This window comes from Algoriphagus antarcticus, from assembly GCF_002150685.1.
In the GTDB taxonomy this organism is placed as follows: domain Bacteria; phylum Bacteroidota; class Bacteroidia; order Cytophagales; family Cyclobacteriaceae; genus Algoriphagus; species Algoriphagus antarcticus.
Map to the genome: position 1 here is coordinate 1 of NZ_MSSW01000009.1, position 15903 is coordinate 15903.

Consider the following 15903-nt stretch of genomic DNA (forward strand, 5'->3'; position numbering starts at 1 on the left):
GCAGAAAAGCGGTTATACTGATTAAACATACTGGTTTATATGGAATTATATCATGAGCCAAAATTAGTTTTATTAGCACCACGACAAGCTCGGTGTCCGGACAAATTGAATATTAAGGATGGAAGGAAAAGTACGGCTTCGTTGCACTTTTCCTTCCATCCTTCACTCATACTTAGACCAATGGCCGAGCCTTGCCGAGGTCATTTGGTAATAAACTGACTACTAGTATCAACGCTATTTCGTCAATTGATTGAATATAGCTAACTGTTCTTTTAGCGCAGCAACTCGATCTGCTGGTTCTGTACGGGCTTCCATAAGAATCCAACCGTGGTAATTAATCCCTTTGAATAGCTTGAAAAGTTCTGGATAGGGATAATCTCCATCGTTGAATTCACGTACGTGAACGGTATCTCCAAACCATTTTTTCACAGAGTTGAAATTAGCTTCCAAGCCTGGAGCCAAAAGATCTTCGGCATTACAATTCCAGCATATCTTGACAGCAGGTTCTATGACCTGCTCAAAAATGGCCTTCATATTCGGAAGTTCCTGCGTCAAATTCCCATGTACTTCCACCCGTACTAATTGGCCATAATCAGCTGCGAATTTCCCAACTTCATTAAATGAAGCTGCGATCTGGGCAATAGTTTTTTCTTTGGGCACGTCGGCGGGCAGATTGTTTGGCTTGACCTTTATTCCAGTAGCACCTATATCCTTGCAAAGCTTGATATATTCTTTGGTCCCCTCAATATTTTTTCGAACTACTGCTGGATCTGAGCTGTGATACTCAAAATTACTTCCATATCCCACGCAAGTCACTTTGCTGTCCTTAAAGCGTTTTTTCACTGCTGCTCGCTCAGTGGCACTCAAGCTTGTTTCCACTCCATGCGCGTGCTCTGTACGAAGCTCCACTCCTAGCACTCCTGATTTTTCACAATTCGCAATAAGCGTAGGCAGATCCCAATCCTTTCCCCATTGGTAAGTCACCAAACCAAATTCCATCCCTGATTTTGTCCTTGAAAATGCATCAAAGGGAAATTGCATCGCTGCTAGACTTAAGCTGGCGGCTACGCTTTTCTGCATAAAATCACGTCTAGAATTACTCAATGACTTAATCACTTTAGTATTCATTTTTTCTTGACTCATAAAAATTAAACTTTATTTGGAACAGTGTATGGATCACGATAATCTCTGGTAAGCATTTTATCTGCCTCTTTGTCCTTGACAAAAGTCTCTGTACTTCCGTCAAATCTCAATTCGCGTCCAGTCAGGTAAGATACATTGGCTATCAAAGGCAATACTGAAGATTTGAAGCCTTCTTCTATGTCGCAGTGAAGTGCTTCATTATTTCCAGCTCGGATTGCGTCCAGGAAATTGGCATAATGCTCCGCACCGCCTGGCGCTGCCAAAACTTGAGTACTTGCTGCTGGAGCGGCTTCTTTTTTAGATTGGGCAAAAGGCTCTTTTTCCTTCTGACGGAAAGCTTTCCAGGTACCTCCGTCAAGTTCCAAATAACCATTAGTTCCATAAAACATATTACCAATTTGGATTCCCAAACTTGATTCTCCATTGGTATATCTACCTCGAGTTTCAAATTCCAGCATGGTGCCATCCGCATACTTGAACACCGAGCTTTGCGTATTTGGGGTTTCCTGAGAGCATTCGTTCGGATCTATACCATAGATTCCTCCCGCTGAATAGACAGAAACAGGATGTTCGTTTTTATTCATTCCCCAGCGAGCGACATCAAACTGGTGCGGTCCCTGATTTCCTGTATCACCATTTCCAGTGGCCCAGTGCCAGTGCCAGTTGTAATGCACTTTCTTTTCATTGTATGGAATCATCTCCGCCGGACCTCTCCAATAGTCGTAATGTAATGATTCCGGTGGCGTGCTATCTGCCACTTTACCAAAAGAATCTCTTGGTTTGTAGCAAGTCCCACGAGCCATATATACATCACCGATTCCTCCTCCATGAAGGAATTCCATCGCTTCCATCACGTTGGCAATAGATCGGTTTTGAAAACCTACCTGCACTCTTCTATCGTACTTTCGGGCGGCTTCTACCATTTTTCTACCTTCCCATACGTTGTGACTTGCAGGTTTTTCTACATACACATGCTTTCCTGCTTGGCAAGCCCAGATCGTACCTAGCGCATGCCAGTGATTGGGTACTGCAAAAGAAACTGCATCTAGCTCTTTGTCTTCCAGCACCTTTCGCATATCCCACTCTGTCGTTGGGGTGACGCCTGTTTTCTCTATTACAACTTTTGACTTTGGTTCGAAGTATTGCTCGTCAGCATCGCAAAGTGTCTTTAATCTCACATTGCGATTGTCTTTTAAGGCACACCATTGGTTGATGTGATTGCTGCCTTGTCCGCGTATTCCAATCACTGCAATATTGATTCGCTCGTTTGCTCCTATGATTGAAGCATATGATTTGGCACTCATGCTCATACCGGCCATAGCTATTCCGGCTGTGCCTAAGAGACTTTTTTTTATGAATTCTCTTCTTTTTTCCATTTCTATTTGAGGTTACAGGGTTTGTGCCTTTTACTTTTTAGGGTTATTGAATAGTTGTTTTTTGTTCATAGACAGTAATTCAGCTATGAATTTTTAATCTAAACATTCTATTTCTACCAATCAATACTAATTATTTGGATGCCCTAATATGATGTGCAAACGATTGCGTATTTCCATGCCCGCTCAAAAACTTTCCCACACTTTATCACTACTTACGGTGATATTCTAATATATCACCATTTACGGTGATATTTGGATTTATCACCATTTACGGTGATATTGGCAGTATGATTGCATTACTTACAGGAGACATCATCAATTCCAGAGAGCTGAAAGATCAGAATCTGTGGATCGATCCATTCAAGAAATTACTGAATAAATGGGGCCGTACTCCGAAGCAGTGGGAAATCTTCCGAGGAGATAGTTTTCAACTGGAAATCTCAAAGCCGCAAGAAAGCTTGCTTGCAGCCTTACAGATCAAAGCCCTGATCAAAAGCCTTCCCTATCCGGATGAGAATAAAAGAAGCTCTCCAGTAGATGTCCGAATGGCAATCGGAATAGGTACAAAATCTTATGATGCAGATAGAATATCCGAAAGTAATGGTGAAGCATTCGTACGATCAGGAGAAAAATTTGAGCAATTAAAAGGCGAGATGATCACTCTGGCTATCAACTCTCCTTGGACTGAATGGAATATCGAGATGAATCTTTACCTGAAACTAGCGGGAATACAAATGGACAGCTGGTCGATCTCTTCAGGAGAATTGATGTCAGAAATGCTCTCCAATCCAGATCGTAAACAGGCAGAAATCGGAGAAGTGCTTCACATCAACCAAAACTCTGTGAGTAAGCGCTACAAAGCCGCAAATGGCGAGGATATCTTGGCAATGGAGAAATTATTCAGAAAGAAACTCAGCCAGCTGCTCTAATGCTCATCCTGATCAAGCTCATACTCGCCCATCTAATCGGAGATTTTCTGCTGCAACCTTCTTCATGGGTAAAAGAAAAAGAACGCCGAAAAGCAGCTTCTCCAAAACTATATATCCACGTTTTAATCCATGGCTTACTTGTCCTGTTGCTGCTCTGGGATCTCAGCGATTGGCAAATAGCTCTGGCGACCACCATCGCACATTTGATAATTGATCTCACCAAACTTTACGCTCAAAAGTCTAAAACCAAAACGACATGGTTCATTGCTGATCAAGCGATGCACCTCATAAGTATTCTGATCATTTGGGCTGTATTCACAGAAGTATCCGTGGATTGGCAATTAGCATTTCAGGATCCTGTGCTTTTTGGAATGATTACATTAGTGCTTTTCCTTACCCAACCTACTTCTATTATTTTATCAAATTTGCTCAAAAAGTGGTCGGATTCTATCCCATCCCAACCTGATCAATCCCTCCAAGATGCTGGAAAGTACATAGGAATTTTGGAGCGACTTTTCGTCTTTTCCTTTATCGTGACAGGGCATTGGGAAGCTGTAGGTTTCTTGCTAGCTGCCAAATCCGTATTTAGGTTTGGAGATCTAAGGAAATCTAAGGAGCGAAAACTCACTGAATACATTCTGATCGGAACCTTGCTAAGCTTCGGCACAGCCATGGTTTCTGGGCTAATCTTTTTATCTATCACCAACTAAATGAACCCAACCAACGAACTGGATTCCATCCAACTCAATTTTTCTTCCAGTGATTTACTGCTGCTAAACCTAGCCCTAGCACTAATCATGTATGGGGTGGCGCTGGATCTGAGATTTGAGGATTTCAAATACTTGGCGAAAAACCCAAAGGGATTCTTTTTGGGGGTGTTTTCCCAATTTCTACTCTTGCCATTTCTCACTTGGTGCCTGGTGCTTATCATGAAGCCACCGCCATCCGTGGCCTTGGGAATGTTCCTGGTAGCTGCTTGTCCCGGAGGAAATGTCTCAAATTTCCTTACCAGTCTGGCAAAAGGAAATACTGCTCTTTCGGTAAGTCTGACAGGTTTCTCCAGCATGCTTTCCATCATCAGTACACCTTTAAATTTCGCACTTTGGGCAGGATTGTACGCCCCAACTTCAAACTTGCTACGGGAAATAAGCCTGGATTATTCTGATACCTTTTCTACAATTGCGCTAATTCTGGGCATCCCATTAATACTCGGGATTATCACGCATCAGTACGCTCCTACTTTCGCCGAAAAAGCTTCAAAAATCCTTAAGCCCCTGAGTATTCTTATTTTTGCAGCATTTGTAGTGATTGCCTTTGCCGGGAATTTTGATCTCTTTACCAAGTACATTTCCCTGATTTTCCTATGGGTTTTGGCGCATAATTTTGTGGCATTGGGTTCGGGATTTATTACAGGAAAAATCTTCAGATTGCCACTTGCTGATGTGAAAACTATGACAATCGAAACTGGAATTCAAAATTCTGGATTGGGGCTGGTTTTGATTTTCACTTATTTTGATGGCCTTGGTGGAATGGCTATTATTACAGCATGGTGGGGTATCTGGCATTTGATTTCAGGTATGACTATCGCAAGCCTTTGGAAATCAAAAGTCTGAATAAAAACAGTCTGTGAAACCCTAACAAATCAATGACATACTTAATCAATGAATTCCTTCGCTTCTTAGTTAAGATCACGTTGAAGGGCTATTTGAAGAAAATAATTATCGATGGCGCAGAAAATATTCCAAAAAATGCCCCGATTCTTTTGGTAGCAAATCACCAAAATGCATTGATCGATCCAATGCTTTTGGGCTCACACACAGCGCTAAAACCTTACTACTTGACTCGTGCATCTGTTTTCAAAAAGTCATTTATTGCCAAATTCCTGAATTTAATCCAGATGCTGCCTGTCTATCGAGTGCGCGATGGCTTCTCTACCATTCAGCAAAATCAAGGTACTTTTGATCAAACCTATGAGGTACTTCGTAAAAATGGAACAGTGATCATTTTTGCCGAAGGAAGTCATAGTTTAATCAGAAATCTCCGTCCACTGAGCAAGGGTTTTACGCGTATGGCTTTTGGCCTTAAAGAGAAATATCCTGAAACTCAACCTGTAATATTACCTGTAGCGCTAGATTACTCTGCTCACAAAAAATCTGGGGGTATAGCGAGAATAACCTTCGGGAAAGCCATTCCGGTAGATATGCCAGCTTCAAAATCAGGATTACTCACCAAATCTGTGGAGCAGGCATTGAAGGAACTCGTAGTGGAAATTCCATTGGCAACCTACGAGCAGGATTTGGCCAATTTGATCGAAAATGACGTGGACTTGACTTGCAGAGCAGAAGTAAAGCTTTTTCTTGAAACTGGAGAAGTTCCAAACCCCATTGCAGAGCCCTCAGGACTGAAGAATAAACTGATGAAAATCTTCCATTTCCCTCTTTATTGGGTTTGGCTTTGGAAAAAGCCAAGCGTGAAAGATCCTGTTTTTTCATCAACCTGGAAGTTCATGATAGGTTTTGTCCTTGTTCCTTTCTATTACTTTTTCCTCCTTTGGCTAGCTATGGATACTTCCTTAGGTTCATGGGCTTTGGCATTTTTGGTAATGGCCTGGATCACTCTAATCGGAAACAAAAATCCACAGGAATAAAGACGTGCTTGACCAAATATTCTTTGGGTTATTTCGTAACTTTGGTTTACTGAATAACCCAAAAATAACTTAACCATGAGTCAAGACTTCCTCCCAATCAATGGGACTGACTACGTCGAATTATACGTCGGTAACGCCAAACAATCCGCACTTTACTATCAATATGCTTTTGGCTACGAATTGATCGCCTATGCGGGGCCAGAAACTGGCATCAAGGATAGGGCATCCTATGTCTTGAAGCAAGGCAAAATCAGATTAGTTCTGACCTCTCCTATTTTTCCCGAAGGCCCAATTGCTGAGCATATCCAAAAACACGGGGACGGTGTGAAAGTCCTTGCACTTTGGGTAGAAGATGCAGAAAAATCCTGGTATGAAACCACCTCCAGGGGTGCCGCATCTGCCATAGAGCCGCATATTATTTCTGATAAATTTGGCGAAGCCAAAGTAGCATCAATTCATACTTATGGAGACACGATTCACACTTTCGTGGAGCGTAAAAACTACTCAGGCATCTTTCTTCCGGGGTATCAGCCTCGTAAAAGTCATTATACACCAGAGCCGATTGGCTTGATGTATATTGATCATTGTGTAGGAAATGTGGAGCTTGGAGAGATGAATCGCTGGGTGGATTTCTATGAAACCGTCATGGGTTTCAAATTACTGATCACCTTTGACGACGAGGATATTTCTACTGAGTACTCAGCGCTGATGTCCAAGGTTGTTTCCAATGGCAACGGCTTCATCAAGTTTCCAATCAATGAACCTGCTGCAGGCAAGAAAAAATCACAGATAGAAGAATACCTGGATTTCTACCGTGGACCTGGAGTTCAGCACATGGCGATTGCTACAGATGACATTATCCATACGGTAACTGAGTTGAGAAAAAGAGGCGTAGAGTTTCTTGAGGTGCCACAGTCTTATTATGTAGACTTGCTGGATAGAGTGGGCAAAATAGATGAGGATTTACAACCACTGAAAGATCTGAATATCCTGGTAGATCGGGATGAAGAAGGATATTTACTTCAGATTTTCACCAAACCTGTACAAGACAGACCGACGCTTTTCTTTGAAATAATCCAGCGAAAAGGCGCCAAGTCCTTCGGCAAGGGGAATTTCAAAGCCCTGTTTGAAGCCATTGAGCGAGAGCAGGAACTGAGAGGGAATTTATAAGGCACGAAACCGACTAGAAATAGTCGGTTTTTTTGGTTATTCTTTTTTGAAAAGGAGGAAGAAATTTCTTCAAATTTTTAACCATGAAACCTACTTTTTCTTCAGCAATACTATCGAAGAAAAGGATGTTTCCTTTAATGAGTATCCGCAATCCTGCACGTTGCCAAATTTAATACTGATTTGCTTCCTGAAATCCCCCTTACCCCCTTTGAGAAAGGGGGAATTTGATCCGATTTAGAATCAAAATTTAGCTTTTTCCCGGAACGTGCAACAAAGCGAACACTCATTTTTCCTTTTAGCAACTTACAAAGACTTAATGTAGGGGCAGATTTATTTGCAAACAGTAAGACCCAGAATCACAAACAATACTTGCATGAGACTTGTAAAGATTTCAGGAAACAGCCTGACATTACATACATATGGTTACAGCAGCCGAACTCCCAAAAGGTCTCGTGTATATTCGAGACTCCCAACCTGGAATACTCAGAAAGAAAAAGGGACGTGGTTTTACTTTTTTGGATAAAGACAACCAAAAGCTTTCCAATGAATCACATATAGAGCGAATTGAAGAATTGGTGATTCCACCGGCTTGGAAAAACGTATGGATCAGCCCAAAAAAGAACAGCTATTTACAGGCAACAGGAATAGACGACAAAGGTAGAAAGCAATACCTCTATCACGAGAAATGGTCTGAATATTCCCAAAAGATCAAGTATGATGACCTGCTCAAATTTGGGTTTTATTTACCCAAACTGCGAGAACGTTATCAAAAGGATTTGCGACAAAGAAGCTGGAACAAGAATAAAGTGCTTGCTCTGGCAACAGCTCTATTGGATGAATTGTATCTGCGAGTCGGGAATAAACAATACACTGAAAGCAACAAAACGCATGGACTGACCACGCTTAGAAGAAAACATCTGAAAGAAGATGGTAAAAATATTTTGATCAATTACACTGCAAAAAGTGGCAAAGAGCGCTCAGTATCCCTTACAAATAAAAGGCTGATCAGATTGTTGCAAGATTGCTCTCAACTGCCAGGCTATGATCTCTTCAGGTACCAAGAAGAAGATAAATGGTACACTGTAGATTCTACTGAGTTAAACGAGTATATCAGTTTAAATGCTCCTGAAGATGATTATTACACAGCAAAATATTTTAGAACCTGGGGAGCGAATTGTGTTTGTATCAAGCATTCTGATGAAGTGGGGGTGCTTTGTGAAGACACTAGAAAAAAGCCAGAGACTACCTTAATCAAAATGGTAGCCGAAAAAATGGGGCATACAGTAGCAGTATGCAGGAGCTCGTATTTGCATCCTGAAATATTGTCCCAATGCTTGAAACCTAAGAAACTGAAAGAATGTCTGCCTAAAGATTTTTCCGGGGAAGGATACAAACCAGAAGAAATACAACTAATGCAAATTCTCTGTACTAAGTTGAGCTAACAAGTTAAAGTTGATTTGGCATGTTTTTTTAACCTGAAGCAGTAAAAAAGAACAATTTAAATATGATTACAGCACAAATTTTAGGATACGATACCCAAGGGATATTTGAAAAAATTACAAGCAAACTAAGCGGATGGCTAGACATAATTATAGAGAATCTACCAAACTTTGTCCTAGCCGTTATTCTTGTAGTCTTCACTATTTTCATTGCAAAATCAATAAAGCGTTTTTCCGCTACATACATCCATAAACTTGGAACAAATAAAACTATTGCTAGTTTTTTAAGTCAACTGATTTTCATTGCAATTTTAGTATTTGGAATTATGATGGCATTGTCTGTAATGGATCTAAGCAAGACGGTCTCATCCATATTGGCAGGTTTGGGGATTATTGGTTTGGCTTTGGGTTTTGCATTTCAAGACACAGCTGCCAACTTCATTGCAGGTATTTATATCACATTCAATCAACCCTACAAACTCGGAGACATCATCAAGACTCACAACGGTCATGAAGGTTCGGTAATTGAAATAAACCTTCGCGTGACGAAGATCAAAACGTTTAACGGCCCGATTGTCTATGTACCCAATCGCTATTTGTTTCAAGAGAGCTTTACTAATTACACCGAATTTGAGCAGCGAAGAGTACAGATCCAATGCGGAATAAGTTATGGAGAGGATCTGGAGCATGTGGAAAAAGTAGCACTGGAGTCAGCTAGAACCGTTTCAAGCAGGCTGGAGTCTGAAGAGCCCACCATTTTCTGGACAGGTTTTGGAGACAGCTCTATCAATTTCACCTTGAATATCTGGTGCAAATTCAAGGCTCCTAATCTGGATTATATCCCTGTGAGAAATGAAGCAATCATTTCTCTAAAGAAAGCATTTGACAAAAATGATATAATGATTCCATTCCCTATCCGTACTTTGGATTTTGGGATAAAAGGTGGAACTAAGCTAAACCAAGAACTTTCTGGATTATCCAATTCGCCGCAAAATGGCTCTTCGTCTAATAATAATGAGAGCTAATGGAAACTGAAGAAAATATGACCAAGCTTACCCCTACACGTTTTAAAATCACTCACATCCCTAGCTTGATGGTAGATAGCTTCAAGCATTGGAACAACGATGATCCATGGAGATTGAGTGCTGTAATTGCTTATTATGCAGTTCTTTCACTACCTGCTCTTCTGGTTATAGTAATTAATACCGTTGGAGCGATTTGGGGTGTGGAAATAGTCACAGGCAGACTCTCTAATGAATTGTCATCAGCTATGGGACCAGAAACTGCTGATTTCCTGACTAGTATGGTTAAAGAAACTCAATCAAGTGGTAAGTCCACTATCGCTTCTATCATTGGTATAGGGGTTCTCATCTTTGGTGCGACCGGAGTGTTTTTTCATCTCAAAATCAGCATCAATTCCATATGGGGTCTAAAGCAAAATAGTGATGTTAAGTGGTATCATACATTATTGGATCGTGCAGTTAGCTTTGGATTTGTGCTGGTACTTGGGTTTCTTTTGTTTATAAGCTTTGTTCTGACTGCTTTACTTTCCTTTTTCAGTGATTTCATCAATAGTATTTTACCAGAGTTTGTCGTTGTATTTGCATTCATTCTGGATTTTATTATTTCCTTTGGTGTGATTACGGCCCTATTTGCACTGATATTCAAATATCTTCCTGATGCTAAAATCCAATGGAAATCGGTATGGGTAGGTGCTATACTTACCTCCTTACTTTTCACTCTTTCCAAGTATTTGCTAGGTATATATTTTGGAGCGGCTGAGCCTGGATCCACCTATGGGGCGGCAGGCTCTATTATTCTTGTTTTGCTTTGGGTGTCCTATTCTTGTTTGATATTCTTCTATGGAGCAGCGTTCACCAAAGTATTCTCCATTAGATATGGCTATGGCATCATTCCTAGAACGAACTATTCAAGGGTGAAAAAAAAAGAAGTAGTACTTAAAGGAGATTTCGTGCCAAGGCCAAAAGATCTCTTACCTGAAGGCGAAGTAGATGACTTGCAGGAGAAAAAATAGTTTTCATATAAAGTATTTAAGAGGGCACAGCTGAAATCAAACTCAATCATTGATGGATTGACTTTGATATCGATACCTAACTTTACTATGAAAGTTATCCTGGTGAGGTGGCATCCGGATGATTCTTAGTGGAAAACAAGTCAAAAAATGATTAATATCAACGTCAATTATTTCCTTTGAAAAATTAATTCCCTACTACTGAAGATGATTTCAAATAAGGGAATGGCATATTTTGTGTTTTTCTATATCTTAGACATTAAACAATTTTTATAACATGACAACCATAGACCCTAGCATTCAAGCAAAAGCAGACGCATGGCTTAATGGCAATATCGATGAAGACTCGAAAGCCCAAATCCGCACTCTTATTGATCAAAATCCTTCCGAATTAACAGATTCCTTCTATCAAGATTTGGAGTTTGGTACAGGAGGATTGCGAGGATTAATGGGTGTGGGAACCAATCGAATGAATGTCTACACTATCGGAATGGCTACTCAAGGATTGGCAAACTACCTTCTGCATTGCTTTCCTGACGAAACAATCCGGGTAGCTATTACCCATGATTCTAGAATTAACAACACGCTTTTTGCAACTACCACAGCAAATGTGTTGACAGCAAATGGCATCCATGTGTTGTATTTCAGGGAAATGCGTCCTACTCCGATGCTGTCATTTGCCGTTCGTCATTTCGATTGCAAAAGCGGTGTGATGATCACTGCTTCACACAATCCAAAAGAATATAATGGATACAAGGCATATTGGGACGATGGTGCGCAGGTCGTAGCTCCACATGACAAAAATATCATCGATGAGGTGAAAAAGATCACTTCCTTTGATGATGTGAATTGGGACAAAAACGATGCTCTTTTCCAATACATAGAGGAAGATTTTGATGCCATTTACATGAAGCTAGTTATAGGCTTGAGCATGTCTCCAGATGCAATTGCATCTCAAAAAGATATGCCTATTGTCTTTTCTCCTATTCATGGTGCCTCTGGCAAAATGGTTCCTGCTGCTCTGAAAACCTTTGGCTTTGCAAACGTGAACATCGTAGAAGAGCAGGCAGAGCCAGATGGTAATTTCCCTACAGTCATTTATCCAAACCCGGAAGAAGCGGAAGCATTGACGCTTTCACTAAAGCTTGGAAAAGAAGTTGGTGCTGAATTGGTATTAGCTTGTGATCCTGATGGTGACCGATATGCCGCAGCAGTTCCCAATGCATCTGGTGAATTTGAGCTACTGAACGGAAATCAAACTGGCTCCCTCCTAACCTACTATTTATTAAGTAAATGGAAGGAAGCTGGTAGGCTAGATGGTAATCAGTTCATGGTCAATACCATCGTGACCACAGAGTTGATAGATAGAATATGTGAAGGATTTGGAGTGAAATGTTTCTCCGTATTGACAGGGTTTAAAAATATCGCTGCAATAATCAAAGATCTGGAAGGCAAAGAAACCTTCATCGCAGGGGGCGAAGAATCTTATGGTTATTTGGTTGGGGATTTTGTAAGAGACAAGGACGGTGTAAGTGCTTGCGCTATGGTGGCTGAATTAGTCGCTTATTATAAAACTCAAAGCAAAACAGTTTTTGATGTTCTTGCTGAGATTTACAATCAGTTTGGTTTTTATAAGGAATCGTTAATTTCTGTGACCAAAAAAGGCAAAGACGGCGCTGAGCAAATTCAGGCCTTGATGAATGATTTCCGCCTTACCCCTCCATCGGAAATGAATGGAATAGCGGTGGAGAAAATTGTAGATGTGAAAGAAAGTACTGTAAAAAATGTGAAGTCCGGAAAATCCGTAAAGCTCGATATGGACAAATCCAACGTGATGCAATTCTATCTTGCTGATGGAAGTAAAATATCCGCAAGACCATCAGGCACAGAGCCAAAAATCAAGTATTATTTTTCCGTAAATGCTCCTCTATCTAATACAGAAAATTACAGGAAAGTAGAAGCAGAACTTGAAGAAAAACTAGAAGGATTGAAGCGTTACTTTAGTTAATATACCTCATAATCAAATTAAAAAAGCACTGATTTCTCAGTGCTTTTTTTAATGCTTTTTCCAAAGTACATCTGCAAAGTATCCTTCTGAATCTGTAAAATTTTCTTCGACGTGAAATCCACCTAAGGAAGCTAATTGGCTGATTTCTGACAAACTATACTTTTTAGATATTTCAGTAAAAATTGACTCATATGCCTCAAATTCAAATTTTTGATTTAAAGCTCCGATAGTAACTATCTGGGACTTCTGAGAGACCAAATAGCTTCTACATTCCCCGCTTACAGGGTTGTAAGTAGGCCAATGAACAAATGAATCTCTATCAAAATCAGCGTTCAATTCTCTATTAATTCGATCCAGTAAGTTCATATTGAACTCACGGGTCACTCCTTGCTCATCATGGTAAGCATCTAATATGGTTTGAGGGTTTTTCTTGAGATCAAAGCCAAGCAAAACCAGGTCACCTCTCTTCGTACCCACACGCAAGTGATCAATGATATTTTTAGCTTCCTCAACACCAAAATTCCCAAGATTAGCTCCCAGAAATAAAATCAGATTGGGCCTTCCATCCTCCCAGATTTGTTTCTTCAATGAATCTCTGTAAGTATCCTGAATCGGATTCACTGCCAATTCAGGAAGCTCTTTGGCTAGACTATCTTCCAATCCTTCTAAAACTGAACCTGAGAAATCCACCGGATAATAGGTGAATTCTACCCTCTTTTGAGTAAGGTATCTAAGCAAAATTTTGGTTTTCATTCCGTCTCCTGCTCCAAGTTCCACTAGATTAAACGGCTGATCTTGTTCCAGAATAGGAGCTAAAATCTGCTCATGTTGACCCTCTAATATTTCATATTCCTTCCGTGTAAGATAATACTCAGGCAAGGCCATAATCTGCTGAAAAAGCTTATCACCTTTGGCATCGTAGAAATATTTGGAGGGTAAGGTCTTCGGAGTTGAATTAAGACCAAGCATTACATCTTGGGCAAATGTCCCGAAATCTGTGTTTTTAGCATTCATAGGTTAAAGTGATTTGGCAAGGCGAATGCCCATAAATTGCCATCTGTATTTTGGATGAAAAAAGTTTCTATATGTCGGTCTGGAATGTCCTTCCGAAGTAGCAACCGAGGCACCACGAAGCACCATTTGATTGATCATAAATTTACCGTTGTATTCCCCTATGGCTCCGGGAGCGACAGTAAAACCAGGATAAGCTAAATATGCCGAGTTAGTCCACTCCCATCTTTTGCCCCAGTCGAATTGATCTTGTGCAACTTCCCACTCGAATTCTGTCGGCAGTCGCATTCCTTTCCAAGAAGCAAAGGCCGAAGCTTCGTAAAAATTCACATGGGAAACGGCAGCTTTTTTATCAATTGGCTTAAGTCCGTCAAGCGTATAATAACACCAATCTCCATCCTTCTTTTCCCAATAAAGCGGTGCTTTTACTTCTAGTTCTTTTGTCCAAGCCCAACCTTCATCATGCCAATAGTTGGGGTCATCGTAGCCACCTGCTTCCATAAACTCAAGAAAATCCTGATTAGTAACTAATGCTGAGGAGATCGCAAAATCACTGATATAAACCTTGTGCGGATTCAGCTCATTGTCATAGCAAAAGGAATCTCCTTGGTAGCCAATTTCATAGACTCCAGATTCTATAGAAATCCACTTTGACTCTGACTCAGGAGTGTACTCCGAAATATCCATTACTTCAGGATTCAGCGGATTATGCCACAGACTGTATTTCAAATCTGAAATCAATAATTCCTGATGTTGCTGTTCGTGATTCATACCAAGAATTACCAACTCATCTATAGTTGGATTGTTTTTCTGAATCAAGTTGGCCATAGCTTCATCTACATACGCACGATAGGCTTTGACTTCAGCCACAGATGGCCTAGACATCAAACCTCTTTGATTTCTTGCGGTTCTGGTTCCTAGGGAGTTATAATAGGAGTTGAATAGGAAGTTAAACTGAGGATGTTTCACCACATAATCGGGATCATTTGGCACAAGAATAAACTGCTCGAAAAACCAGGTAGTATGTGCTAAGTGCCATTTTGGGGGGCTGACTTCCTCTGATGCTTGTAAGCTATAGTCCTCAGTTATTAAATTTTTGCATAGATAAAGAGAGTGATTTCTTACTCCCCTAAATGCTTCTACTAGTGACATAAAAGGCTGAAATTTAGAGTCTAAAAGGTAATGATTGGGTTAACTATTCCTTACCGATATGTACCAAAGCATCTCCAGTATTGATCACAGGTAAATTATTCATTCCTATGATATGTCCGTTTGTAGGTGCTTTGACAGGGATTTTCACCTGACCATATGGATCCGAAATTCGTGCCAAGATCTGGCCTTTTTTTACAGACTCTCCTACTTTCACACTTGAGTTAAAAATCCCAGATGCCCTTGCTCTTACCCAACTGCTTTCTTTCAAAAAAATACTCGCTTGAGGCGCCGGCGCATTGGCAAGCATTCCCAGACTCGCCAACATCCGCTTGGTACCATTTACTCCTTCTTCAATCCCATACTCATCCAACCTCATAGACTCCCCGCCTTCAAATACAATGATATGCTTCCTTGCTTTGTAAGCTTCTTTTCTAAAAGACTTCTCAATGTACTTTGAGTTGATTATATAATGTGTTCCAAAAGACTTTGCCAGTTCTAATGCCACCTTATCCTTATAGTCCACACGGACTTGCGGATAATTAGTCAGCATACGTCCCCCGGTATGGAAGTCAATTCCGTAATCAATCTGGGGAATAATTTCATTACTAAGAATAAAGGCTATACTAGCTGCTAAAGAACCTTTTTTGCTCCCCGGGAAACTTCGATTTAGATCTCTCCCGTCCGGAAAAGTTCGACTGTTCGAAAGGAAGCCATATATATTCACCAAAGGAATAAATATCAGAGTTCCTTTCAGCAGTTCAAGACCCTCATCCACTTCTTCAAGTAATCTTTTGGCTGTAACAACGCCATTGATCTCATCTCCATGTACACCGCCGCTAATCAATACTACTGGTCCTTCTTCTTTGGAGGATCTTATAAAAATAGGCAGATCAATTAATGTGTGGGTAGGGAGTTTTGCGATTGCAATTTCAATGTTCATCGATTGGCCCGGTCTAATCCGTACTCCATTTATGAGCAGTTCTTTCATGTGTTTTT

At 40.5% G+C, this 15903-nt stretch carries 14 protein-coding genes; 9 read left to right on the forward strand and 5 right to left on the reverse strand.

The genetic code is table 11. The features are described from left to right. Positions 1-234 precede the first annotated feature (234 nt). Positions 235-1143 (reverse strand): sugar phosphate isomerase/epimerase family protein, encoded by a 909-nt coding sequence (locus BVH04_RS05215; protein ID WP_240510836.1) that lies wholly within the window; start codon positions 1141-1143, stop codon positions 235-237. A 5-nt stretch (positions 1144-1148) separates the two neighbouring features. After that, the gene (locus tag BVH04_RS05220; RefSeq protein WP_086540281.1) at positions 1149-2519 is read right to left on the reverse strand and encodes a Gfo/Idh/MocA family protein; all 1371 of its coding nucleotides are present in this window, start codon (positions 2517-2519) and stop codon (positions 1149-1151) included. Between the two features lie 287 nt (positions 2520-2806). Here BVH04_RS05220 and BVH04_RS05225 point away from each other — a divergent pair, with 287 nt between their 5' ends. From BVH04_RS05225 to BVH04_RS05265, 9 genes are all read left to right on the forward strand, one after another. Then, positions 2807-3448, forward strand: coding sequence for a hypothetical protein (locus BVH04_RS05225; RefSeq protein ID WP_086540282.1), 642 nt, complete (start codon positions 2807-2809; stop codon positions 3446-3448). After that, positions 3448-4158 (forward strand): DUF3307 domain-containing protein, encoded by a 711-nt coding sequence (locus BVH04_RS05230; RefSeq protein ID WP_086540283.1) that lies wholly within the window; start codon positions 3448-3450, stop codon positions 4156-4158. The genes BVH04_RS05225 and BVH04_RS05230 overlap by 1 nt, the downstream gene beginning before the upstream one ends. Next, on the forward strand, positions 4159-5061 hold the full coding sequence (locus tag BVH04_RS05235) for a bile acid:sodium symporter family protein (RefSeq protein ID WP_086540284.1): 903 nt from the start codon (positions 4159-4161) through the stop codon (positions 5059-5061). It begins immediately after the preceding gene. Between the two features lie 32 nt (positions 5062-5093). Continuing rightward, complete coding sequence (locus BVH04_RS05240) at positions 5094-6095, forward strand: 1-acyl-sn-glycerol-3-phosphate acyltransferase (RefSeq protein WP_086540285.1); 1002 nt, start codon at positions 5094-5096, stop codon at positions 6093-6095. A gap of 75 nt (positions 6096-6170) precedes the next feature. Further along, the gene (hppD, locus tag BVH04_RS05245; RefSeq protein ID WP_086540286.1) at positions 6171-7265 is read left to right on the forward strand and encodes a 4-hydroxyphenylpyruvate dioxygenase; all 1095 of its coding nucleotides are present in this window, start codon (positions 6171-6173) and stop codon (positions 7263-7265) included. A gap of 419 nt (positions 7266-7684) precedes the next feature. Then, positions 7685-8707, forward strand: a complete 1023-nt coding sequence (locus BVH04_RS05250) for a DNA topoisomerase IB (RefSeq protein WP_086540287.1) — start codon at positions 7685-7687, stop codon at positions 8705-8707. Positions 8708-8769: 62 nt separating this feature from the next. Continuing rightward, positions 8770-9729, forward strand: a complete 960-nt coding sequence (locus tag BVH04_RS05255) for a mechanosensitive ion channel family protein (RefSeq protein ID WP_086540288.1) — start codon at positions 8770-8772, stop codon at positions 9727-9729. 17 nt (positions 9730-9746) lie between these two features. Then, the gene (locus tag BVH04_RS05260; RefSeq protein WP_086540461.1) at positions 9747-10739 is read left to right on the forward strand and encodes a YihY/virulence factor BrkB family protein; all 993 of its coding nucleotides are present in this window, start codon (positions 9747-9749) and stop codon (positions 10737-10739) included. Positions 10740-11013: 274 nt separating this feature from the next. After that, positions 11014-12744, forward strand: a complete 1731-nt coding sequence (locus BVH04_RS05265) for a phospho-sugar mutase (protein WP_086540289.1) — start codon at positions 11014-11016, stop codon at positions 12742-12744. A 48-nt stretch (positions 12745-12792) separates the two neighbouring features. Here the strand turns inward: BVH04_RS05265 and BVH04_RS05270 are convergent, their stop codons facing one another. The 3 genes from BVH04_RS05270 to BVH04_RS05280 are packed head-to-tail and all read right to left on the reverse strand — an operon-like array spanning position 12793 to position 15895. Further along, complete coding sequence (locus BVH04_RS05270) at positions 12793-13758, reverse strand: L-histidine N(alpha)-methyltransferase (protein ID WP_086540290.1); 966 nt, start codon at positions 13756-13758, stop codon at positions 12793-12795. 3 nt (positions 13759-13761) lie between these two features. Next, entirely contained in the window at positions 13762-14907 is a 1146-nt protein-coding gene (egtB, locus tag BVH04_RS05275; protein ID WP_086540291.1) for an ergothioneine biosynthesis protein EgtB, read from the reverse strand. Positions 14908-14950: 43 nt separating this feature from the next. Continuing rightward, positions 14951-15895, reverse strand: coding sequence for a succinylglutamate desuccinylase/aspartoacylase family protein (locus BVH04_RS05280; RefSeq protein ID WP_086540292.1), 945 nt, complete (start codon positions 15893-15895; stop codon positions 14951-14953). Positions 15896-15903 lie beyond the last annotated feature (8 nt).